The following is a 20,701-nucleotide window of genomic DNA, read 5'->3' as shown; positions in this document are numbered from 1 at the left end:
CCATCGCATCTGTCCATGCGGTGGTTTTTTTGATCGCTTTTGTCCTGACATCCGAACCGGAATCGGGCTGTTCTGAAGGGCTTACACATGCAATATATTCTTCCCCGGACCAATCAGGAAATTGCTGATTATTTTAATCCTGCCGCCAATAAACCCGCCAGCGAGATGGAGATGCTGGGTATCCTGGTTGCAGAAATTTTGCAGTCAGGCATGCCAGTGAACAATAAAGCGATTATCTCAAAGCTTATTCATCGGCTGGAGCTGGAAAGCGACAGGGAATTACTGGATATCTACCGACAGCTGCTTGAACTGGTGGTCCATAAAACCCCGGACGATTTTTCACTGTAGCATCGACTCCACGGAAGGAGTCATCCGCCTTTTTCTGGTATCTTCGCCAGTCGCCCGGTACTATCTGCCCCTCACTGTTTATCCTGATCTTCCCGCCCCTCGCGCGGGAGCAAAATAACTAAAGAGCCTGCAATCCTTTATGACTCAAACCAATGATATTGCCGCAACCGACGTTGTGGCGGGCGATATCAGCGTAGGGCGCGTTCTGCGTTCGCCTGCGCTGCTGACCCGCGAATGCCTGGCCGGGGTGATTACCGCGCTGGCGCTGATCCCTGAAGTGATCTCCTTTTCCGTTATTGCCGGTGTAGACCCTAAAGTCAGCCTCGTCGCCTCGGTGGTGCTCTGCCTGACCCTGTCGATACTGGGCGGACGTCCGGCGATGGTAACAGCGGCTGCGGGTTCAGTGGCGCTGGTTATCGGGCCGATGGTCCATCTGCACGGCGTTGAATATATTCTGCCTGCGGTGGTGATGGGCGGCGTCATTCAGATTCTGTTTGGTGTGGCCGGTCTGGCGCGCATGATGCGTTATATTCCCCGTTCGGTGATGCTGGGATTTGTGAATGCGCTCGGGGTGCTGATTTTCTTTGCTCAGGTGCCGCACGTCTGGGGACAGTCATCACTGGTGTGGATCTTCTTTGCCGTCACACTGGCTATCGTGCTGTTGTTGCCGCGTCTGATAAAAAGTGTTCCTTCACCGCTGGTTGCCATTGTGGTAGTGACTGCCGTCGCGCTGTTAATGGGCTATCGCATGCCGAACGTGGGCGATGAAGGGCCGATGAGTCCCGGTCTGCCCGGTTTTAACAGCCTGCTGGTGCCACTTAACCTGCAGACCCTGCAGATTATCTGGCCCACGGCCCTGAGCATCGCCTTTGTCGGGCTGATGGAGTCACTGCTGACCGCCAAACTGGTCGATGACCTGACCGATACCCCATCCAGTAAGCGTCGCGAATCCTGGGGCCTGGGCGTGGCGAATATTCTGGCGGGCTTTTATGGCGGTATCGCCGGGTGCGCGATGATAGGTCAGACCATCGTCAATGTTGAGCTGGGCCGGGCGCGCAGCCGGGTCTCCACCGTGGCCGCCGGTCTGGTGCTGCTGTTACTGGTGACCGGACTGAGCCGGATTATGGCGCAAATCCCGATGGTGGTACTGGCCGGGATCATGATGGTGGTGGCCGTGAAAACCGTTAACTGGCATAGCCTGCAACCCGCTACCCTGAAACGTATGCCGTGGTCAGAGACGCTGATTATGGTGCTGACGGTAGCGGTGACTGTCTGGACAGGTAATCTGGCACTGGGCGTTCTGGCTGGGGTAATCCTGGCTATGCTGCTGTTTGCCCGCCGTATTGCGCACGTTATTCATGCGGAGCGTCAGCTGAGCGAAGATGGCGAGTCGGTGCGCTATGTGGTGCGCGGCCCGCTTTTTTTCGCCAGCAGCAACGATCTGTTTGAGCATTTCGATTATGCCCATGACCCTAAAAAGGTCACTATCGATTTAACGCACGCGCAAATCTGGGATGCGTCCAGCGTCGCGGCGCTGGACGGCATTGAGTATCGCTATCAGCGTTATGGTGCAGAGGTGACCATTGAGGGGCTGGATCCACGCAGCACGGACTTCCATCAGCGTCTGACCGGTAATTTCGGCTAAAAACGCCGTTCTGCTGCCTCTCCGGCAGCAGAACTCACTCAGCCTGTTGCCGCCGCGCGCGGTAGCGGCCAACCATGGTAATCAGCGCCTGGTAGATTAAACCGGCGTAAAGACTTGTCAGAATCGCCAGACCAGGCTCTTTGCCCTGCTGATGCCATGACATAAACCACATGAATACGCCCCACAGTACAGAGAACACCAGCCACCCGCGGACGAACTTCATCATGCCATTCATAACGACTCCTCTTAAATGAAGCGCTACCTTAGCGCGCTCCGGCCTGAAACGCATTGCCAGCATGCGCGAGTTGCGAGGCGTCTCAAATAATCGTCGACAATTTGCCATGCGTGTTGATGATTTAGCCCTGTCCGGGCGGTTTTGTTGCAATTCTCTATACTCAACGTTCCGCTTACCTGATCGGGGAATTACGATGAAACGTACTGCTTATCTGTTATCCACACTGGCTATCCTCGCCACGCTTACGGCCTGTGCACCGCCGCCACCGGGCAGAGATGCCCCACCACCGCCACCACCTGGCGGGCAGCAGCCGGTGGGCGCACCCGGCGGCAGCGGCCCGGCAGGACAACCGCAGGCCTGACATTATTCTGCCAGCCTGCGTTGCGGGCTGGTTAATGCCGGAAGGCGCAGCCGCAGGCTGACATCTCACCCGGCAGCACTTTGCCTGCGTGAGAGTGACGCCGCTGTAATTGCCCCTGCTCTTCAGCACTGCTGTTGCCTGCCTGCTGTCCCAGCCAGCGATCCAGCACGCGACCAGCGATCTGCCGGATGTCAGGTGACCAGCTGGTAAGATGCCAGGTTGAGCTGCGGGCTTCTTCACTATCGCCAAAACCTGCCACTGCCAGATGAATACCCTGACCAAAATCCCGAATCGCCTGCATTGCACCAAAGGCCATCAGATCGCTTTCACAGAAGAGTGCCTGGATACGCTCAGCAGCACGTGTCTTTTTCAGGTAAGACATCATCGCCTGATAAGCGCAGTCGCGATCATCACTCCCCACAGTCAGTTCGGCGTTCAGCGCCATGCCCGCCGCCAGCAGGGCGGCGCGATAGCCCTGTTTTTGCGCCAGTTCGCCTGGCTGAGCCTGCATAAAGCCAAACCGCTGATGCCCCTGTTTAAGCAATAATTCCGCTGTCACCTCACCCGCCCGCAGTGCATCCGCCTGCAGTTCAGGCTCAGCGTCAATCTGAAGCACTGGCAAATTGCAGGCATCAGTAACGCGGTTACCGGGGAGTAACAGCAAACCACGCAGCCCGAGTGGTGTAGCCTGCCGGATGAGTGCGGTCAGTGTGACGTCGGTTTCGGCACTCAGTAGCACCGAGATAACACCGCGCGCGTTAAGCTGGCGCATCACTTCGTCCAGCATTTTTTGTTGATACGGATTGAGCAACTGACTGGCGACAACACCGATAACCGGAGGGACCGCCGGTTCAGTTAAGTCAGGTGTGGAAGGTGTAATCATTGGCATTAATTCTCTGCGACGGCAAACAATAGCTACCACAATACGGTAAACCACAACGTTTCAACAGGTTACAGAGTTCGACACAAGCCGCAAAAATGAGTGAAATCGGATGTAATTGGGATGAATCGGCAGAACCCCAAAAGGGCCAGGCTGGCGTTAACGTAGATGCAGGAGAAGGACCGGGCAGCAGGAGTTGAACCCGCATCGTCAACCCGTTAAGAGTTGCAGTAATACCTTTATACCATGCCCGAATGGCGTGCCTGGAAAAGCCGCGCTATGTGAACAAGAAGCGTAGTACGACTCTCTGACCAGGCAAGCGCAAGCGGCAGGTATTTTTGCAACCGTCGTATGAAATCAAAAAAGAGGTACCGCCGCCTGTAGGCATTGATTATTCAGCTAACCTTAAGTTTCAGGCAGCCTGTTCCGACCGGGACTTATGGCCAACATTACGCAGAGGTCAAGACTATGCCGTCAGGACAATTTTATGTGGTTGATCAACCCGAACTGAATTTTACCGCCAATTATCATATTGATACGGTTAATGATAAACCCTACCCCTCGCGGATGGTACTGGAGATCCGGAAGCAGTCACAGCCAACCGACGCCTTTGATGATATCAGCATCGGCCATGAAGTGACCTTTGTCTCTTCCAGTGGTGAGGCGCAACGGATGGTGCTGGTGAGTGACACTGATGATGAGCTGGTGTTTAGCTCCCGGGCCTGATGTCGGCTTATACCGCTAAACGGAGGTTGCAGTCGCCATATCCGCCAGATAGCAGGCACAAAAAAACCGCCCATGTGAAGTGAACCCCATTTGTTGGACACTTTATTATGTGGCGGCTGATATTCCCTGAGTCCGATACTGTACCGGACTCAGGGAATTTAATTTAGCTTTAATCCGTTCATGGTTGTAATAATGGATGTATTCATCCACTGCTTCTCTTAACTGAGCCACATCACGGTACTCTTCACAGTACCAACATTCTGATTTCAGTATCCCAAAAAAATTCTCCATCACAGCATTATCAAGACAGTTACCTTTACGTGACATACTTTGCGTCAGGCCTTTTGAAGAGAGCTTTTCCTGATACACAGCCATCTGATATTGCCAGCCCTGATCTGAGTGAAGCACCGGGCCATCGCCAGTACTCAGCCCGTCCAGCACATCATCCAGCATTTTTGCCACGAGACCGATGCCGGGATGCTCATCCATATTCCAGGCAATAATCTCGCGGTTGTAGAGATCCATAACGGGAGAGAGGTACAGCTTTTTGCTCCCCACCCTGAACTCCGTCACGTCCGTCACCCACTTCTGCTTCGGCTTATCGGCAGTGAAGTCGCGTTGCAGCACATCTGGCGCTGTCTTCCCGTATATCCCCTTGTAGGAATTGTACTTTTTAGCCCTTAGATTTGAAGAGAGCTGTTGTTTACGCATGAGCTTACGAACCGTTTTATGATTTATTACATGCCCTTCATTGCGCAGGGCCAGCGTAATACGGCGATATCCGTAGCGTCCTTTATGGTAATGGAACAAGGACACTATTCTTTGGCTGACTGAAGAGTGGCGGTCATCACAACAGCGGATTTTCAGCTGATAATAGAACGTGCTGCGCGCCAGACCGGCGATATGCAGGAGAGATGACAGTTTATACAGGGGCCTTAATACAGAAACTATCCGCGTTTTGTCTTCCGCGTCTGCAACTGCTTTTCCTGAATTAAGGCATGCAGCTTTTTTAGGTAAGCGTTCTCTGCGCGAAGATACTCCAGCTCCTCTTCCGGGGTCGTAAAATTCGGTCGCTGGCCGACAGAGGCGGGGGCTGATTTGGATTTTTTTGCAGACATTCCGGGTCGTCCTCGGGGCTTATCCTGAAGAGCCAGAATATCCCCCTCACGATAAAGACGCTCCCAGCGGCTGACGGTACAGGCAGCAGCAATCTGAAATACAGCAGCGGCCTTACGGGACGAAGCGGCGTTATCCCACATATAGCGGACGACGGATTCTTTGAAAGCAGCGGAGTAACGCGCGGTTTTGATGAGGAAACCGGCCTGACCACTGACCTTCCAGTGTTCCGTCCATCTTCGCACTGCCCCATGATCAATGCCGAAACGCCGGGCCGTTGCTTTGGCACCGTCATCACTGTTGAGGTAATGAACAACAACCTGCTGCTTAAATTCTGGCGTAAACTTTTCCTGGCCATAAAACAGAAAACCCCTAATCGTTGGGTGTCCAACTTTCGGGGTTCACTTCACTTGGGCGGTTACGACATTACTGCATATTGCTTTTATTTTATTAGATTTTCTTCGGCAGAAATATGGTGCCCGGGGCGGGACTTGAACCCGCACAGCCTTACAGCCGAGGGATTTCAAAGATCTTAATAGAAGCAATGATTTCAATAATTTAAGCAAAATCAGCACTTTCCTAAGGTCAATATGGGGTTGCTTGGGTCAATGTGGATGAATGTAGTCATTTAACTTAACGTGATACAATAAACAATTCCTAACTTCAGCTTATTCTTATCGCACCAAAGTTTAAGTCTAGGAAACTGACTATCTACTACTCCATATTCATCGAAATCAAGAACGTAAGTGGTCCTATGTATAGTAAACAAACTATTTTGATTAATAGCAAAGTAAGTGGTAGAGATTAATTCTTCAACTATTTCATCAAGCTCATATCCTGCTTGTTTACATAATAATCTATTTTCATCATTAATCGCATACCCGTCTGATTTAAAAGATAAACGTTGAACAATGTAAATTGCGGCCTTAGATATTCTAAATGGTTCATATTTAATCGGTAGTAATGATCTTAACTTCTTAGCTGATAATTCAAAAGATCTATAATGCCAACCTAAATGTTCATCCTTTCGAACAACCTTTGCAAAAATTAATGGTGCTAAGTTTTCAGCCTGATCATCATCTCCCCATGGCATATTCGCTTCACAAAAAACTGAAATCTTGCTCCATATAAGCTCTAGCATAATTCGAAGTGGATTATCTCTGCATGAAGCTATTACGACCCAGTCATCTTTATTATTTTGCATTGAAAATGAATAAGGAAGACCATTTATTTTAACCAAAGAGAATTCATTCGATATTATTAGTGTCGGTAGGCTATTCATACCACGAATCATAGTAACTGAATCGCCTTTTTTTTCCTCTTGAGCACGCTTCTTCTCAGTTAGCTGTTTTAGATAATTTTCCTCATCTAAATAATCAACGAAAACATCCCTAAGCCCTTTTTCAGTTTTATAGCCACCATATCCATGAATTATGGTTACAGGCGCGAGTTGTTCGACCACTAACGAATAAAAGAGCACTTGATGCTGCTCCGGTAAAGAATAAATATCATCGTAGCATTGTGGACCCGCTATGCCGGTAAGCTTGGAAAATATTTCAGAGGCAACATCTATGTTGGGCCTCTCCTCCATGGCATCCATTTTGTTTGAAAAATACTCACTGTACTTCTTCCTCAATACGGCCAAATGCTCGTATGCATCAGTGAAATCATCTTTACTAAGATTTTTTTTAACTTCGAAAATAGCTAGTACGTTTTCAATGTCACATATGTATTCATCTGTTATGCCATATCTCTCGGCCTCACCTCTGATAAGCATGCAGTCAATTTGGTTTGGTATGAGCTCATCTCCAACCCTTATGAACCCACTAACAACATTAAGCTGCAATCCCTTGGGGATTGCAAAATTCTGATTAATACCTTGTTTAGTAATTTCCTCATAAGCTTTGCCCAAAGTAGGCATATGAGGCATGCTCTGCTTGTTTAGCTTATCTTGTTCAACGCGAACGAAAATACTCAATAATTCGGTTGCTTCATTTATCATTTTTAAGCACTCTGTCAAAGGGATTGAGTTGTATAGCTGCCTCAAGATGTTCAGGTGAAAAATGACTATATCTCATTGCCATTTGTATAGTTGAATGTCCCAAGATCTGCTGAAGAATTAATATATTTCCACCATTCATCATGAAGTGACTTGCAAACGTATGTCTCAAAACATGGGTGCGTTGGCCGTCTGGCAATTCAATGTTCGCTCTTTCAATCGCAAACCCGAAAACATCATAAGCATTGTCAAATAGTAGACCGCGACTTTTCGGAACTAATGCATGAAGTCCTTTCGATATTGGGATAGTGCGATTTTTTTTACTTTTCGTATTGGTATAAGTGATTCGTAAAGGCATAACTTGAGATTACCTCAACTGCTCGGCTTCACTCCAACGGGCGCCGGTTGCGAGGCAAATACGTAAAATAATGCCAAGATCTTTATTTGATGATGCGTCACACTCATGGCGTAATCTTTTAATATCCTCCTCGTATAAGAATGACAGTTCGTTTTCACTCTCGCGAAAGAGCCGCACACCATCAAGTGGATTATCGCCTTTCCAACGTCCCAGCCTTTTTAGTTCATTAAACACTGCACGTAAGTAAGCGTGTTCACGGTTTACTGTGGCTTCTTTCGGTAGTTTCTTGATGCCATGCTTTGGATTAGCGGTGAAGTCTCCCGCCAATCGCTGCTTACGATAGCCCGCAAACATTTCTTGGTTAAGTGTGAAAGCATCTGGGTCACCCAAGTTATGACAGAATGATTTCAATTTTTGCAACCTTGCATCGCCATCGGTCAAAGACCTTCCATGTAATTCATAGCAATCATTAACTAACTCACTGAGGCGAACCGCGCGAGCTTCTGCCTCAATAGTGTTTATGCTGGAATCGCTGCCTTTAGCTAGCTGCTCTCGCTCGTAACGTAAAGCCTCGCCGCGAGTTGCATAGCTTTTGCGAATTCGCTTACTTCCTCTGCCCGCCGAGTAAAAATCACAAACCCACTTTCCGTTTTCGGATTTTCTAACAGACATACAGTTTCCTCAAAAAACAAATGAGGACTTTTTGCTGTATATAAAAACAGTAGTCGATGTTTGATTTCTGGCTTTTAAACATGACCACATAACGAGCATCATGCAGAATGCTGACGCCAATGTTCTTCGCTGATGATCTTCAAAGAATGTCCCTTTTCACGGTATTCAATGGCTTTTTCTATTTTTCGGCCATAGCTTTGATAGCGCCAATCTCTTGAACTCAAAGTCCCAATAATTAGGTAGTCTAATTTTTGAGTGATGTCATCGATTACAATTCCGCCTGCCGCTTCAATTTCAGCGGCACAGGAGGAACGCGATCCGCAAAGAAACTTTCCTGTAAGACAAAACACAGAGCCTTTGATTTTCAACTCATCCACATGTTCAAGCGGTGAACGAATTGAAAGACCATCAACCGATCCAGTGGCTAAATCGCAGCCCGTAAAGGCTATCATAGCCTCATTCAGTTCTTCTCTTTCATCAGGTGTTACAACACCATCAGCCAAGATGTTCTCAATCAGAAGATAAAGATCTTTACCGGGGAAGTTTGTTTTTAACAAACCATTATTGGATAACCACCAACGAAGATAGCGGATCTCATCTTCCGATAACTCATGATTGGCTAGCATGCCTTTACACAGACCTTCTAGAAGGTGTTTATCAGATTCGGTTGAATAGAAGTCAACGTCAGGGGTATCGAGAAGGTTTTGTTGAATATTTAGTAAATCATCTTTGAATTGCTTCAATTCAACTTCTTCGATTACACCATCTTCTAAAATGGCTGCCATTTTATCTCGAATAACCTGGACGCAATAATTTTCGCTGATTGATTCTGCTTCCAATAACCAAGTATCAAGGTAAAGTAATTCTTTGGCATCAACCTGTCCGTCACATGTCATACCCTCTATGATATTGACAAGATTTGCCAGTAACTTATCTCTGTTGCGTGTGTAGTTATAAACACTGAGTTTTCTATCCATAGTACCCCCAATTACAATTTATGTTTGATACTTCCTATAACCTTCGCGATTAATTTAACTTCATTAACAGGCCAATCCACACCTTCGATACGCCAGTGATTGCCCGGCGTTCTTTGCAACGTTTCGCATCGCACAACATCAGCGCGCTGAGTGATCCATATTCCATCGGTCGGTTTGGCAAAATCTTTATCGACCAAATAAAACGTGCTGACTTCCGGCACCTGAATGACTTCAACTTTCTTGTGACCTGACGGCAATAAAGAAGCCTGTATTGAAACCGGCTGCAGTAGCTGCAGATGCCCGGAATCGATAGAACTGAATGGCAGGCTTTCAACTTTAGAGGACTGTTGTTCACTTTCGCGAACAGCAGCTATTTCAGGCTCACCTTTTCCCGTGGCAAGCCATTCAAGTGAAACTCCAGTATCTAAGGCGCATTGCACTACGGCTTCACCGGCAAAGTATTCACGGCGAATCCATGTACTAACCGTGCCATGACCAACACCAATCTTTTCTACTAACTCTCTCTGCGTGGAAAAACCGTAGGCTTTAAATAACCTATCAACTAAAGCTTGCCCGCCTGAAAATTCCATTCAACTTTTCCACCACGTGAACGTTGAAACGTTCAAATTTGAAATCCAATGAAGTCAATATTGAATCACCAAACGCCGTTACCCGCGTTTACCTTAACGAACAATGATGCACGATGAATTCTCCACTTTCAATTACCTTGAGCAGCCCTTATTTATCGCTGCCGGAATTCGCAAAAGTGACCGGTATACCTTACGAAGCCTGCCGCCTGATGGTGAAAGATGGTCGCCTAACAATCAGGTCAAAAGCTCGCAAGATGGAAAAAGTGCTCATCAACATGATCGCTTTTACGAAAGAAGCTGATTTTCACTCACGTTAACATTCAACTTTGCCAATGATTATGTTCGGCAGTGAGGAATTTGACTATGTTTGATTTCAAAGTTTCTACCCATAACTATTACGACAATGCCTGCCGCAAGTTCGCGCTAACGCACAACATGGAAGACGTTGCGCAGTGAGCTGGTATGCGAGCACAAACGCTGCGTAACAAGCTGAATCCCGATCAGCCTCATCAGCTCACAGTGCAAGAAGTGTTAGTGCTTACCGATGTCACGACGCTCATTGATGGCTTACTAGCGCAAATCCAGTGTCAGGAGATTGAAGAACAGCGCGGAAAACATCTGCAGGTCAAAGCATGATGTCAGAGAATTAAGCTTACCCGTGGAATGCTCCACGAGAAGCGATTGCCAGCCCCTATCCTACTTATCAGGAACTGCGAAGCCGCGATCAGTTGATTACGGCTTTGGCTCATTCTGAGCAATTATGCGCTCAGCATCCAATGCTGATACAGATCGATGTCAGACGGCGCGTCGCCGAGGTGGAAAAATCACAGGGCATTGCCCGTGCCAATACGTACTTAACGAAGACTTTTGTTGAGCGCACATTGCCAGGCGTCGAATGTGTGAATGCAAAGTATTGGTTCGACGAAATGAAAGCCGGTACGTTTAATTTGCTGACAGAAAATGCCACTAAGGAGATCAGTGCCTACCTCACCTGCTCGCGTCAGGGTGATATTCTCGCAATGAAAAAGAGCCAGATCATGGATGAGGGCATACTGATCAAACAGAGTAAAACCAGTGTTGCTCAGATCAAGGCATGGTCGCCACGGTTTGCAGCAGCAATCAAAATGGCAACTGAACTACCACTCAAACCAGGCATGAGCAGTATTTTCATCATCCACCAGCCTAATGGTTCAGGCTACACCCGGGACGGGTTTAATAGCCGCTGGAGTGCTGCGCGTGAAGCGGCAAAGCTCAAATTTCCAGAACTACTGTTTGATTTCACTTTTCACGATTTGAAGGCAAAGGGTGTGTCTGATCTGGAGGGGGATTTGTACGAGAAGAGAGCCATTACGGGGCATAAAAATGTGGAGCAGACTGCAGCTTATGACAGAAAAATAGTGGTGGTTCCCGTAGTTGGCGGACAGGTGAAAGAGAAATAATATTAGGAGTGGATATTAGGAAGCTGAATTCAGGCACAAAAAAACCGCCTCTGAGGGGCGGTCATACGACACTGCTTATCATTGATTTTATTGGTAATTCGATATGGTGCCCGGGGCGGGACTTGAACCCGCACAGCCTTACAGCCGAGGGATTTTAAATCCCTTGTGTCTACCGATTTCACCACCCGGGCAGGGTGTAACTGGAGGCGCGTCCCGGAGTCGAACCGAGGTACACGGATTTGCAATCCGCTGCATAGCCACTCTGCCAACGCGCCTTAAACTGATGTGCCGTCAGGTTAACCTGACCTGCGAATCTGGAGCGGGAAACGAGACTCGAACTCGCGACCCCGACCTTGGCAAGGTCGTGCTCTACCAACTGAGCTATTCCCGCAATTCAGCAATTTTGTCGAACCTGCTGATTTTATTTATCTTCTGGCAGCCTGGCTGCCGTTCGATGCGATGCATTCTACTTAGATGACGCAATGAGTCAATAAAATTATCCTCACAGCGCGTCCGTTTGCTGCTTTTTAAATCGTATCGATCACGGTTCGAGCAGATCGCCGCGCGCGGCGCTTAAATACTGGAACATAGACCAGAAAGTCAGCACGGCAGCAATGTATAACGCCACCACACCAATCGCCACGACGGTGGCATCAGGACGCCAAAGCAAGGCAAACAGTGAGAACATCTGGGCAGTGGTTTTCACTTTACCAATCCAGGAAACCGACACGCTGCTGCGTTTACCAATCTCCGCCATCCATTCACGCAGCGCAGAGATAATGATCTCGCGTGCAATCATGGTGGCGGCGGGCAGCGTAATCCACCAGGCGTGGAAATATTCCGCCACCAGCACCAGCGCAATGGCCACCATCACTTTATCCGCTACCGGATCGAGAAACGCACCAAAGCGTGTTGTCTGCTTCCAGCGGCGCGCCAGAAAGCCATCAAACCAGTCGGTGATGGCAGCAAAAACAAAAATCAGTGCAGTCGCCAGAGGCGCCCAGGTGAACGGCAGATAGAAAGCCAGCACAAAGAACGGGATGAGCACGACTCGAAACAGGGTGAGACACGTCGGGATGTTTAATTGCATATGCCGGTAACTGTCTGGATATAGGTAGAATTTAGCCTATGTTCCTACATTGCCCCCCCCGTTTCAATGCTAGTGTTTCAACGAGTAGTATATTTTTTCTGCCAGAGCATGTGAGATACCGGGTACATTGGCGATCTCCTCCACCGACGCGTTCATCAGCGGTTGCAGGCCCCCCATGTACTTAAGCAGTTGCTGACGCCGTTTCGGCCCCACCCCTTCGATGCTTTCCAGTGCGCTGGTGTTCTTTACTTTGGCCCGTTTTTTACGGTGGCCTGAAATGGCATGATTGTGAGCGTCATCACGAATATGCTGGATCACATGCAGCGCTGGCGCATCGGGTGGCAGCGAAACGCCCTCACCTTCCGCTTCAAAGAACAGCGTCTCCAGTCCGGCTTTACGATCGCTGCCTTTCGCTACGCCGAGTAAAATCGGCCGGCTTTTGTCCCAGGGCACATCCAGTTCCGCGAAGACCTGCTTCGCCTGAGACAGCTGGCCCTTACCGCCATCGATCAGAATTACATCCGGGATCTTATCTTCTTCAATTGCTTTACCATAACGGCGGCGTAGCACCTGATTCATGGCGGCGTAGTCATCACCCGGCGTAATGCCGCTGATGTTGTAGCGACGATAATCGGCACGCAGCGGACCATTCTGGTCGAACACCACGCAGGAGGCGATGGTCTGCTCACCCATGGTATGACTGATATCGAAACACTCCATGCGTTTAATTTTGTCCAGCTCAAGAAACTCCGCCAGCGCCATCAGCCGCTGATGAATTGTGGAGTGCTGTGACAGACGCGTGGTTAACGCCGTCGCGGCGTTGGTGCGCGCCAGTTTGAGATAACGGGCGCGATCCCCGCGCGGCTTGCTCTGAATACTCACCCGACGTCCGGCCAGCTCACTGAGCGACTCAGCCAGCAGTTCACGCTCTGGCAAGGTAAAGTCCAGCAGAATATCGCCAGGCAGCGTACGTGCCTCACTCCCCTGCAGGTAGAACTGCCCGACAAAGGTCTGAACGACCTCAGCCAGATCGGTATCGACGGGCACTTTCGGGAAGTAGCTGCGGCTGCCTAACACTTTGCCCTGACGGATAAACAGCACGTGGAGACAGGCCATGCCCGCTTCATAAGCCACACCCATCACATCAAGGTCATCACCCTGATTCGAGACAAACTGCTTTTCGGTGATCCGTCGCACAGCCTGAATCTGATCGCGCAGGCGTGCCGCCTCTTCAAAGCGCAGGCCCGTGCTCGCCTCTTCCATCCGTTTGACCAGCTGGTTGAGAACCTGATCGTCTTTACCCGCCAGGAACAGACGCACGTAATCGGTCTGCTGCGCATACTCCTCCTCACTGACCAGTCCCGCGACACAGGGACCCAGACAGCGGCCAATCTGATATTGCAGACAGGGCCGGGAGCGATTGCGGTAGACACTGTTTTCGCACTGGCGGATAGGGAAAACTTTTTGCAGCAGTCCCAGCGTTTCACGCACCGCATAGCCGTTGGGGAACGGGCCAAAGTATTCGCCTTTGGCATGCTTTGCACCACGGTGCATCGCCAGCCGCGGATGAGTATCGCTGCTAAGAAAGATGTAGGGGTAAGATTTATCGTCGCGCAGCAGCACGTTGTAGCGCGGCTGATAGAGCTTGATGTAGTTATGCTCAAGCAGCAGCGCTTCGGTTTCGGTGTGGGTTACGGTGACATCGATGTGCTGGATATTACTAACCAGCGCTTCGGTTTTGCGACTGCCGACCTGAGTGCGGAAGTAGCTGGTCAGACGCTTCTTCAGGTCTTTGGCTTTGCCCACATAGATGACGGTGCCTGAGGCGTCATACATGCGGTAAACACCGGGCTTGCTGGTTACCGTACTCAGAAAGGCTTTGGAATCAAAAACGTCATTCACTACTGATTAACGGCTCCGCATTATAGAGGCCATGTCGAATGGCCAGATGCGTTAACTCTACATCGCCACTGATATTCAGCTTGCTGAACATCCGGTAGCGGTAACTGTTAACGGTTTTAGGACTGAGATTTAACTGCTCGGAAATTTCCGTCACCTTTTGTCCACGGGTGATCATCAGCATAATCTGCAATTCCCTTTCCGACAAACAGCTGAAGGGGGATTCCGCTTTTTGTGGCTCAATCTGGCTCAGCGCCATCTGCTGAGCGATATCTGAAGCGATGTAGCGCTGTCCGGCATTGACCGAGCGAATCGCATTGATCACCTCCTGCGGCGCAGCCCCTTTACTGAGGTAGCCTGCAGCCCCCGCCTGCATCACTTTCGCAGGCAGCGGATTTTCCGTGTGAATGGTCAGCATGATGATTTTGATATCGGGATTGTAACGCACGATTTTGCGCGTCGCCTCCAGTCCACCGATGCCCGGCATGTTCATATCCATGAGGATCACATCAACCTGATTGGCACGGCACCACTTAGCGGCATCCTCGCCACAGTTGACCTCTCCGACCACGGCCAGACCTTTGACATCCTCCAGGATGCGACGGATTCCGGCACGGACAAGTTCATGGTCATCAACAAGAAGCACACTGATCAACGGGGAAACTCCAGAGGCTAAAAAAAGAGGAATCAATTAACGAATACAGGCGATAATCATACCCGCTTTTACCTCAAAAGCACATCAACAAAGCAAAACAGTCGACGCTTCGCATAACGATTTCCAGCCCCGTGCAGCCAGCAATAACAGAGATTTCTTACAACCGACAGGCGTACTGAATAATCCTTAAACTCTTACTATTTCATGGTATTAACACCAGACTTTGCTGTGCCTTATCGCTGCAGGCCCTTGTGATATCTGGCCCGGCAACACCTGTAATTACTTTCAGCGATTGATTAGTTGTACTGGACAAACCAGCTGTTTATAGCGAAGCGAACCGGCTGCTCCAGCAACTTACTGACCCTGTGATATACTCACGCACTGCTGTTCGGACAGATTGCCGACACATTGTCATTCACCAAGGAGAAACGCATGAGCGATGAAGATTTTGCAACTTCGCAGGAAGCCCGGAAATTAGCGGATGAAATCGCGGGTCTGAAGATGATGATCACCCTGATCCTGAAAGGTATGGGCCAGGCTGATGCCGGCAAAGTGATTATCAACATGGAACGCTATGTACAGACGCTGGGCGACAAGCCTCAGGCGGAAGTATTCAGCAATACCATTAAGCAGATCAAAACAGCCTACCGTCAGTAAGCTTGCTTGCCCCCACAGCCGCGGGGGCAAATTAATTAACTGTGCGCCTGCCAGTTAACCGAAACGCCCAGCGTAGGCAGCACCTCTTCCGGACTAAAGCGCCGCGTTCCCCGATACTTTTCAGCCAGCGCTGGCTGAACCACCGGAATACGGATCGCAAACAGATTATCTTCTGACAGAATAAGTCCCGGCGTCAGCGGCTCATACACCACCTGATGCTCTTCAAACATCTTCTCCAGCATCGGCGTTGCCGAACTGATGATGTATTCCATACCGTTCAATTCTGCCAGCTGCACGGCGTGCCAGAGAATATTCAGTGGCAGTTCAGCGTCCACATCCAGCCGTGCCGAGAAGCGCGACATTTCCCACACTTTCTCATGGCTGAAAGGCAGTACGATGCCTTCACTCAGTTCAGGTTCGAACCAGGGCATCAGACGCGCACAGCCGCTGATGCCCTCCCGCGCATTCCATGCGATCAGCCAGGTGACATCTGAACGATCGTAGCGATCATATTCCTGTCCTGGCGTGCTCAGACGTGGCGGAATTGACCACCCTTCGCCGCGCGCAAAGACGCTGTATCGGTAGCTGCCGAGTTCGGCAAGCAAAGAGGATGGCATATCCTTTAATTGCGTTTGCACTATTTTCATCATGCGCCTCTGACATCCCCATGTTTGCAATGATTTCTTTGCGCCAGCCTGGCAAAGTCCCGGCGCAGAATAGACAACAGACCTGTGCAAAGGAACAGCTAAATGTAGCCGTTGCTTAATGTTCAGATCAGTCCGATTGCCGCTGCATAGCAGGCAATCTGCGTTTTATTGGAAACATTGAAACGCTTTTGCATATTTTTTTGGTGAAAGTTAACGGTATGTTCAGAGATGGATAAAATAAGTGAAATTTCGACCGCCGTTTTTCCTTCGGCTGTCCATTTCAAAATTTCCAGCTCGCGCTGACTAAACTCTTTTTTTAGTACCATCATTGCATCATCGCTAAAGCGTTCCAGCGTATCCAGACTTAGTTCCGCTAAAAGGTGTAGTTTCACCTCCAGCTCAGCATGGCAGAGCTGGACAGAAATGGGCTGTTGCGACGATATAGATAATATACCAATGACGCGATTTGGTGCCATTGCAGAGCAAGAAAATCCGCTCTGCAGCCCATATTCTCTCGCCTCACGCCACAAATTGCCGGCGTCAGCGAACAGTTCCTCCGTCCACGCCATGCCTCTGCCCGGTCGCTGACACAACCTGAGCACCGGATCGACAGCGTAATAATTCTGCTTCTCATAGCGTTTAACCCATAGTTTGGGATAGGTGCTATGTAAATGAATACGCGGTCGGGTAAAAGGCACCGGGTGCTGAATCAAAAAGGCAAAATAATCGAAGCCTAATGATTCAATAAATTGTTGCAATAACGGCTTCAATTCAGAAGAAACCGTTAATGCCTGAAATTGTTCTTTCGCCTCAGCTCGCCAGGCGAAATAATTTTCAGTACTCATATTGCCTCAGCGTTAATTTCACTCGCCCTTCCGGTAATATTCATTCAGATTCATCGGATAAAATAAATTTGCAGAAGAAAACTAATTTATCGTGCAGGACGAACCTGTCCCGATCTACAGCGCATTTAACCTTTCACCGTTGGAGCGGAGTGAAAAAGTGTTCCTGCCTTTACAAGGTGAGGCCGATCACAGCAATTTCAATCACCCCAGAAGAATAAGATTTTTCTGATGGGATTTCAATCCCTGACCTCCAGTGCAATTTTTTCTCAGACTTGAAAAGTCTGCTGAAAATATTGAATCGCGATGCTGATTGTTGGGTAAATAACGAGTAAACAAGGCGTTAATTACTCCATTATAAGCGAAGCGGCAGTGGCAAATTTCTGACATATTTTTTATCAGGAAATAAGACCGGCTCTGTCATTGCAGCCATCAGGACAGGCTTCGTCAGACGTCCCCGCAGCCCCTGTGGCGTCTGCTGAGGCAGCTAACCGGCTTGCTGCCCGCGCCACGCGCTTGCAGGTTACAGACCTGTCCCGGTTTTCAGTGGCAGCCCTGTAAGCGTAACGATGTGCTGTTTAATAAACCTTTTCTGGTCTCCTCTACCCGACCATGCTCTGTGCCCGTCGATTCACATCCTGCTGTGGTTTATCGACTTATCTGACTGCAAATACCTGATCCAGGACAGCGCGTCCGTAAAAGTCGCCTTTACTTACTCTGCTGTCTGACCGCAATACGTGGCGGAGATCACTATTTACGGCGTAATGCTCAGCACTGACTCTATTTTAATCAGTTAAATCACTTTCCCGATAGTCACGCAACTAAATCATCTGAAAATAAATTTGCAGGTAAAATCCGTTCTTTTCTTAATCACGCACTTTTTTATTTATGCGATACCTTTCCCTTATTTCTGCCAGCGCAATCATGAAATAATTTCATCATGCCGCCAACAGGCGCTGAGCAAATGACGCTGAGAATCTGCACAAGGGTTTTATCCCGCAGGCATCGTTTTATTCTTACAAATGGCCCTGAAATCGGTTTTTTTAGGAGCATCCAGACCTGTTGTCAGACTATTTCAGTAAGGGATCAGGTTCAGCAATGATAACTGGATGGGTTTTACTGGCACCATAAGAACATTTCTTAATCAAACACGGTATTAATCCTGTCTGATGATTTATCGGCAGTAGCCTGCACCTCGCATACCCAGATGAAAATGTGAGGCGTGAGCGGCGTTATAGTCCGGCCCCAGCGCATTGCCGAATACCTCACAGCCGCCACGCCACAGCGTATGAAGCATTGCCGCTTTTTCTTCCGGCTGTTGCCAGTGACGACTGACCTCAAGCCGCTGGCCATCAGCCAGCTGAAAGCCTGTCACATCCCAGGCATCGGCGGTGGCATGTTCACTGAGCCGCCCCTGAGCACGATGATAAATATTACGGCAGGCGTAACTGCCGACATGGGTAATTCGTACCAGTGGACTGTGCATCTCTCTGGCGGTCTGTTCACGACTGCGCAGAGCATACATGGTGCTGGCGACGGCCATAGGACAGCTGGCCAGAAAGCTGCTGCTGAGGCTGACCGGGCCAAATTTCTGAACCCGCAGCGGATGACTGAGCGGACAGTGACCCGTGACGTCCGGACGCTCGCTGAAGCTGACCCAGCCCGCCTGTTGAGCGCGGCGCATCACCGCCAGACATGCGTCGGGATCGCTGGCCAGCCTTTTCATCTTAATCTGCGTCATCCAGCCCGGCGGATCGGTAACAGAGAGTGGCGTAAAGGGATTAAACTGCGGCGGCAGATGCTGCTTAAGCCAGGGTAAGCTGACCCATCCCAGCGCAAGCAATAGCAAAAACAGGATAAGCGTGCGCATAGTCCCTCTCGCAGCATGATGATTAGCAAACAAAAAGTGTAGAAGCCCATCGCCCTTCACGCCGCCTGACTGACATAACGTGATGAATAATTACCCAGGCTGACGAAGGTTTGAACAAAATCGCGCTTTATTGCCGCTTCCGGGATGGCAGGCATCACAATTGGTAAAAAAGCGTTACCCGATTCCGGCTCTCTTCCTCTATCTTATGCCGACTTGCCCTCAGGCAGACGCCTTGACTAACAGCCAGCAGAGCTGAACACAACATCACGACAGGAAAGACAATTCTATGGTTGATCAATCTAAAGAAACCGCAAGCACCCACGAAACGCCCGATAAACTCCAGCGCAATCTGCACAATCGTCACATCCAGCTGATCGCCATTGGTGGCGCTATCGGTACCGGCCTGTTTATGGGTTCCGGTAAAACCATCAGCCTGGCTGGCCCCTCGATCATTTTCGTCTATATGATCATCGGTTTTATGCTGTTCTTTGTGATGCGCGCCATGGGGGAGCTGCTGCTCTCCAACCTTGAGTACAAATCCTTTAGCGATTTTGCCGCTGATCTGCTTGGCCCGTGGGCCGGCTACTTTACCGGCTGGACCTACTGGTTCTGTTGGGTGGTAACCGGCATTGCCGACGTGGTGGCAATCAGCGCCTATTTCCAGCTCTGGTTTCCGGGCTTCTCGATCTGGATGAGCGCCCTGCTCTGCGTGGTGGTTTTTCTGGCGCTCAACATTGCCACCGTCAAGCTGTTTGGCGAGATGGAGTTCTGGTTCGCGATCATTAAAATTGTCGCCATTGTGGCGCTGATCGTAACCGGGATTGTGCTGGTATCGATTCACTACCCCTCACCGGGCGGCGGCACAGCGTCACTCAGCAACATCTGGGATCACGGCGGCATGTTCCCGAAAGGCCTCAGCGGCTTCTTTGCTGGCTTCCAGATTGCGGTGTTTGCCTTTGTCGGCATTGAACTGGTGGGCACGGCAGCGGCTGAAACCCACAATCCGCATAAAGTGTTACCGCGCGCGATTAATGCGATTCCGTTGCGGGTCATTATGTTTTACGTGCTGGCGCTGATGGTGATTATGGCGGTAACGCCCTGGACCCAGGTGATGGCCGATCGCAGTCCGTTTGTTGAGATGTTCGTTCTGATTGGTCTGCCTGCTGCTGCGAGTATCGTTAACTTTGTGGTGCTGACTTCTGCCGCCTCCTCAGCCAACAGCGGCATCTTCTCCACCAGCCGTATGCTCTATGGCCTGTCGCAGCAGGGTGTGGCCAGCCGCGCCTTTGGCCGACTCTCTGCCCGTGCGGTGCCGACTACCGGCCTGTTTTTCTCCTGCCTGTGCCTGCTGATTGGTGTGGCGTTGATCTACCTGATCCCGGATGTGATGAAGGTCTTCACGCTGGTGACCACCGTCTCGGCCATTCTGTTTATGTTCGTCTGGACCATCATTCTGTGCAGCTATCTGGCCTACCGTAAAAAGCATCCGCAGCGCCATGCGGAGTCGGCATTTAAGATGCCGCTGGGCAAATTCATGTGCTGGGTCTGCATGGCATTCTTCGCATTTGTGCTGGTGCTGCTGACGCTGCAGGAAGATACGCGCCAGGCGCTGATGGTTACGCCACTCTGGTTTGCCCTGCTGGGTGTCGGCTGGATGCTGCGTAATCGTCGTAGCCGCTAATCGGTAATATCATG

19 protein-coding genes, 4 tRNA genes and 3 pseudogenes are annotated in these 20,701 nt (G+C 49.9%); 9 read left to right on the top strand and 17 right to left on the bottom strand.

From position 1 onward, the window contains the following. Positions 1-87 precede the first annotated feature (87 nt). Complete coding sequence (locus PAG01S_RS00710; RefSeq protein WP_010246474.1) at positions 88-348, top strand: biofilm/acid-resistance regulator YmgB/AriR; 261 nt, start codon at positions 88-90, stop codon at positions 346-348. Between the two features lie 139 nt (positions 349-487). Beyond that, entirely contained in the window at positions 488-1,993 is a 1,506-nt protein-coding gene (locus PAG01S_RS00705) for a SulP family inorganic anion transporter (RefSeq protein WP_022625901.1), read from the top strand. 34 nt (positions 1,994-2,027) lie between these two features. On the opposite strand, the gene PAG01S_RS00700 is transcribed toward PAG01S_RS00705, so the two are convergent. Next, entirely contained in the window at positions 2,028-2,228 is a 201-nt protein-coding gene (locus PAG01S_RS00700) for a DUF6404 family protein (protein WP_010669807.1), read from the bottom strand. Positions 2,229-2,421: 193 nt separating this feature from the next. On the opposite strand from PAG01S_RS00700, the gene PAG01S_RS22360 reads away from it, so the two are divergent. After that, complete coding sequence (locus PAG01S_RS22360; protein ID WP_010246480.1) at positions 2,422-2,589, top strand: hypothetical protein; 168 nt, start codon at positions 2,422-2,424, stop codon at positions 2,587-2,589. Between the two features lie 31 nt (positions 2,590-2,620). Here the strand turns inward: PAG01S_RS22360 and PAG01S_RS00695 are convergent, their stop codons facing one another. Both PAG01S_RS00695 and PAG01S_RS22155 read right to left on the bottom strand, forming a co-directional pair. After that, a complete protein-coding gene (locus PAG01S_RS00695) occupies positions 2,621-3,472 on the bottom strand; it encodes a substrate-binding domain-containing protein (RefSeq protein ID WP_062757360.1) in 852 nt (283 codons plus the stop codon). Positions 3,473-3,650: 178 nt separating this feature from the next. Continuing rightward, a tRNA-OTHER gene (locus tag PAG01S_RS22155) sits at positions 3,651-3,723 on the bottom strand. Positions 3,724-3,958: 235 nt separating this feature from the next. Between PAG01S_RS22155 and PAG01S_RS00690 the strand changes: the two genes are divergently transcribed. Further along, positions 3,959-4,195, top strand: a complete 237-nt coding sequence (locus PAG01S_RS00690) for a hypothetical protein (protein WP_245006264.1) — start codon at positions 3,959-3,961, stop codon at positions 4,193-4,195. A 105-nt stretch (positions 4,196-4,300) separates the two neighbouring features. Here the strand turns inward: PAG01S_RS00690 and PAG01S_RS22150 are convergent. The 5 genes and pseudogenes from PAG01S_RS22150 to PAG01S_RS00660 all read right to left on the bottom strand — a co-directional run bounded on the left by PAG01S_RS22150 (position 4,301) and on the right by PAG01S_RS00660 (position 9,907). Continuing rightward, positions 4,301-5,676, bottom strand: a protein-coding gene (locus PAG01S_RS22150; RefSeq protein ID WP_088234240.1) for an IS3 family transposase whose coding sequence is annotated in 2 segments (ribosomal slippage) — positions 4,301-5,208 and positions 5,208-5,676 — 1,377 coding nt in all. Because the reading frame shifts where the segments join, the coding sequence is not laid out codon by codon here. 263 nt (positions 5,677-5,939) lie between these two features. Continuing rightward, a complete protein-coding gene (locus tag PAG01S_RS00675) occupies positions 5,940-7,313 on the bottom strand; it encodes a DUF6602 domain-containing protein (RefSeq protein ID WP_031593533.1) in 1,374 nt (457 codons plus the stop codon). After that, positions 7,303-8,340: pseudogene (locus PAG01S_RS00670) on the bottom strand (phage integrase). The gene PAG01S_RS00675 and the pseudogene PAG01S_RS00670 overlap by 11 nt, the downstream one beginning before the upstream one ends. A 98-nt stretch (positions 8,341-8,438) precedes the next feature. Beyond that, positions 8,439-9,317 (bottom strand): BRCT domain-containing protein, encoded by an 879-nt coding sequence (locus tag PAG01S_RS00665; RefSeq protein ID WP_031593536.1) that lies wholly within the window; start codon positions 9,315-9,317, stop codon positions 8,439-8,441. Positions 9,318-9,328: 11 nt separating this feature from the next. Continuing rightward, positions 9,329-9,907, bottom strand: coding sequence for a helix-turn-helix transcriptional regulator (locus PAG01S_RS00660; RefSeq protein WP_031593537.1), 579 nt, complete (start codon positions 9,905-9,907; stop codon positions 9,329-9,331). Between the two features lie 113 nt (positions 9,908-10,020). Between PAG01S_RS00660 and PAG01S_RS00655 the strand changes: the two genes are divergently transcribed. From PAG01S_RS00655 to PAG01S_RS00645, 3 genes and pseudogenes are all read left to right on the top strand, one after another. Continuing rightward, complete coding sequence (locus tag PAG01S_RS00655; protein ID WP_031593538.1) at positions 10,021-10,224, top strand: hypothetical protein; 204 nt, start codon at positions 10,021-10,023, stop codon at positions 10,222-10,224. Between the two features lie 46 nt (positions 10,225-10,270). Continuing rightward, positions 10,271-10,540: pseudogene (locus PAG01S_RS00650) on the top strand (phage regulatory CII family protein); the annotation flags it as partial. Positions 10,541-10,887: 347 nt separating this feature from the next. After that, positions 10,888-11,346, top strand: a pseudogene (locus tag PAG01S_RS00645) (site-specific integrase); the annotation flags it as partial. A 104-nt stretch (positions 11,347-11,450) separates the two neighbouring features. Here PAG01S_RS00645 and PAG01S_RS00640 read toward each other — a convergent pair. The 6 genes from PAG01S_RS00640 to uvrY form a co-directional block, all read right to left on the bottom strand. After that, positions 11,451-11,537: transfer RNA gene (locus tag PAG01S_RS00640), tRNA-Leu, on the bottom strand. 10 nt (positions 11,538-11,547) lie between these two features. Beyond that, a tRNA-Cys gene (locus PAG01S_RS00635) sits at positions 11,548-11,621 on the bottom strand. Positions 11,622-11,661: 40 nt separating this feature from the next. Continuing rightward, positions 11,662-11,737, bottom strand: a tRNA-Gly gene (locus tag PAG01S_RS00630). Between the two features lie 150 nt (positions 11,738-11,887). Continuing rightward, a complete protein-coding gene (gene pgsA / locus PAG01S_RS00625) occupies positions 11,888-12,436 on the bottom strand; it encodes a CDP-diacylglycerol--glycerol-3-phosphate 3-phosphatidyltransferase (RefSeq protein WP_010246604.1) in 549 nt (182 codons plus the stop codon). A 69-nt stretch (positions 12,437-12,505) separates the two neighbouring features. Next, the gene (uvrC, locus tag PAG01S_RS00620; RefSeq protein WP_010246606.1) at positions 12,506-14,338 is read right to left on the bottom strand and encodes an excinuclease ABC subunit UvrC; all 1,833 of its coding nucleotides are present in this window, start codon (positions 14,336-14,338) and stop codon (positions 12,506-12,508) included. Further along, the gene (gene uvrY / locus PAG01S_RS00615; protein ID WP_010246608.1) at positions 14,331-14,990 is read right to left on the bottom strand and encodes a UvrY/SirA/GacA family response regulator transcription factor; all 660 of its coding nucleotides are present in this window, start codon (positions 14,988-14,990) and stop codon (positions 14,331-14,333) included. Before uvrY ends, uvrC begins: the two co-directional genes overlap by 8 nt. Before the next feature lie 432 nt (positions 14,991-15,422). On the opposite strand from uvrY, the gene PAG01S_RS00610 reads away from it, so the two are divergent. Next, entirely contained in the window at positions 15,423-15,647 is a 225-nt protein-coding gene (locus PAG01S_RS00610; protein ID WP_003849983.1) for a DUF2594 family protein, read from the top strand. Positions 15,648-15,682: 35 nt separating this feature from the next. On the opposite strand, the gene PAG01S_RS00605 is transcribed toward PAG01S_RS00610, so the two are convergent. From PAG01S_RS00605 to PAG01S_RS00595, 3 genes are all read right to left on the bottom strand, one after another. Then, positions 15,683-16,294 carry an acyl-homoserine-lactone synthase gene (locus PAG01S_RS00605; protein WP_029518973.1) on the bottom strand — a complete coding sequence of 204 codons (612 nt, stop codon included), beginning with the start codon at positions 16,292-16,294 and terminating at the stop codon, positions 15,683-15,685. A 122-nt stretch (positions 16,295-16,416) separates the two neighbouring features. Beyond that, the gene (locus PAG01S_RS00600; RefSeq protein WP_022625907.1) at positions 16,417-17,139 is read right to left on the bottom strand and encodes an autoinducer binding domain-containing protein; all 723 of its coding nucleotides are present in this window, start codon (positions 17,137-17,139) and stop codon (positions 16,417-16,419) included. A gap of 1,171 nt (positions 17,140-18,310) precedes the next feature. Continuing rightward, positions 18,311-19,006 (bottom strand): extensin-like domain-containing protein, encoded by a 696-nt coding sequence (locus tag PAG01S_RS00595; protein WP_010669801.1) that lies wholly within the window; start codon positions 19,004-19,006, stop codon positions 18,311-18,313. 286 nt (positions 19,007-19,292) lie between these two features. On the opposite strand from PAG01S_RS00595, the gene cycA reads away from it, so the two are divergent. Further along, positions 19,293-20,687, top strand: a complete 1,395-nt coding sequence (gene cycA, locus PAG01S_RS00590) for a D-serine/D-alanine/glycine transporter (RefSeq protein ID WP_022625909.1) — start codon at positions 19,293-19,295, stop codon at positions 20,685-20,687. The last annotated feature ends 14 nt before the right edge of the window (positions 20,688-20,701 follow it).

It is taken from the genome of Pantoea agglomerans NBRC 102470, assembly GCF_001598475.1.
GTDB classification, from domain to species: domain Bacteria; phylum Pseudomonadota; class Gammaproteobacteria; order Enterobacterales; family Enterobacteriaceae; genus Pantoea; species Pantoea agglomerans.
Note: the sequence above shows the minus strand (reverse complement) of the source record. Positions and strands in the feature narration are given on the sequence as shown.

What these genes read in the sequence shown, in the direction of transcription:
- PAG01S_RS00665 (WP_031593536.1), bottom strand. Translation starts at nt 9,317, where the DNA reads ATGGATAGAAAACTCAGTGTTTATAACTACACACGCAACAGAGATAAG.
- PAG01S_RS00605 (WP_029518973.1), bottom strand. Translation starts at nt 16,294, where the DNA reads ATGAAAATAGTGCAAACGCAATTAAAGGATATGCCATCCTCTTTGCTT.
- PAG01S_RS00660 (WP_031593537.1), bottom strand. Translation starts at nt 9,907, where the DNA reads ATGGAATTTTCAGGCGGGCAAGCTTTAGTTGATAGGTTATTTAAAGCC.
- PAG01S_RS00655 (WP_031593538.1), top strand. Translation starts at nt 10,021, where the DNA reads ATGAATTCTCCACTTTCAATTACCTTGAGCAGCCCTTATTTATCGCTG.
- cycA (WP_022625909.1), top strand. Translation starts at nt 19,293, where the DNA reads ATGGTTGATCAATCTAAAGAAACCGCAAGCACCCACGAAACGCCCGAT.
- pgsA (WP_010246604.1), bottom strand. Translation starts at nt 12,436, where the DNA reads ATGCAATTAAACATCCCGACGTGTCTCACCCTGTTTCGAGTCGTGCTC.
- PAG01S_RS00610 (WP_003849983.1), top strand. Translation starts at nt 15,423, where the DNA reads ATGAGCGATGAAGATTTTGCAACTTCGCAGGAAGCCCGGAAATTAGCG.
- PAG01S_RS00675 (WP_031593533.1), bottom strand. Translation starts at nt 7,313, where the DNA reads ATGATAAATGAAGCAACCGAATTATTGAGTATTTTCGTTCGCGTTGAA.
- PAG01S_RS00595 (WP_010669801.1), bottom strand. Translation starts at nt 19,006, where the DNA reads ATGCGCACGCTTATCCTGTTTTTGCTATTGCTTGCGCTGGGATGGGTC.
- PAG01S_RS22360 (WP_010246480.1), top strand. Translation starts at nt 2,422, where the DNA reads ATGAAACGTACTGCTTATCTGTTATCCACACTGGCTATCCTCGCCACG.
- PAG01S_RS00700 (WP_010669807.1), bottom strand. Translation starts at nt 2,228, where the DNA reads ATGAATGGCATGATGAAGTTCGTCCGCGGGTGGCTGGTGTTCTCTGTA.
- PAG01S_RS00600 (WP_022625907.1), bottom strand. Translation starts at nt 17,139, where the DNA reads ATGAGTACTGAAAATTATTTCGCCTGGCGAGCTGAGGCGAAAGAACAA.
- PAG01S_RS00710 (WP_010246474.1), top strand. Translation starts at nt 88, where the DNA reads ATGCAATATATTCTTCCCCGGACCAATCAGGAAATTGCTGATTATTTT.
- PAG01S_RS00705 (WP_022625901.1), top strand. Translation starts at nt 488, where the DNA reads ATGACTCAAACCAATGATATTGCCGCAACCGACGTTGTGGCGGGCGAT.
- PAG01S_RS00695 (WP_062757360.1), bottom strand. Translation starts at nt 3,472, where the DNA reads ATGATTACACCTTCCACACCTGACTTAACTGAACCGGCGGTCCCTCCG.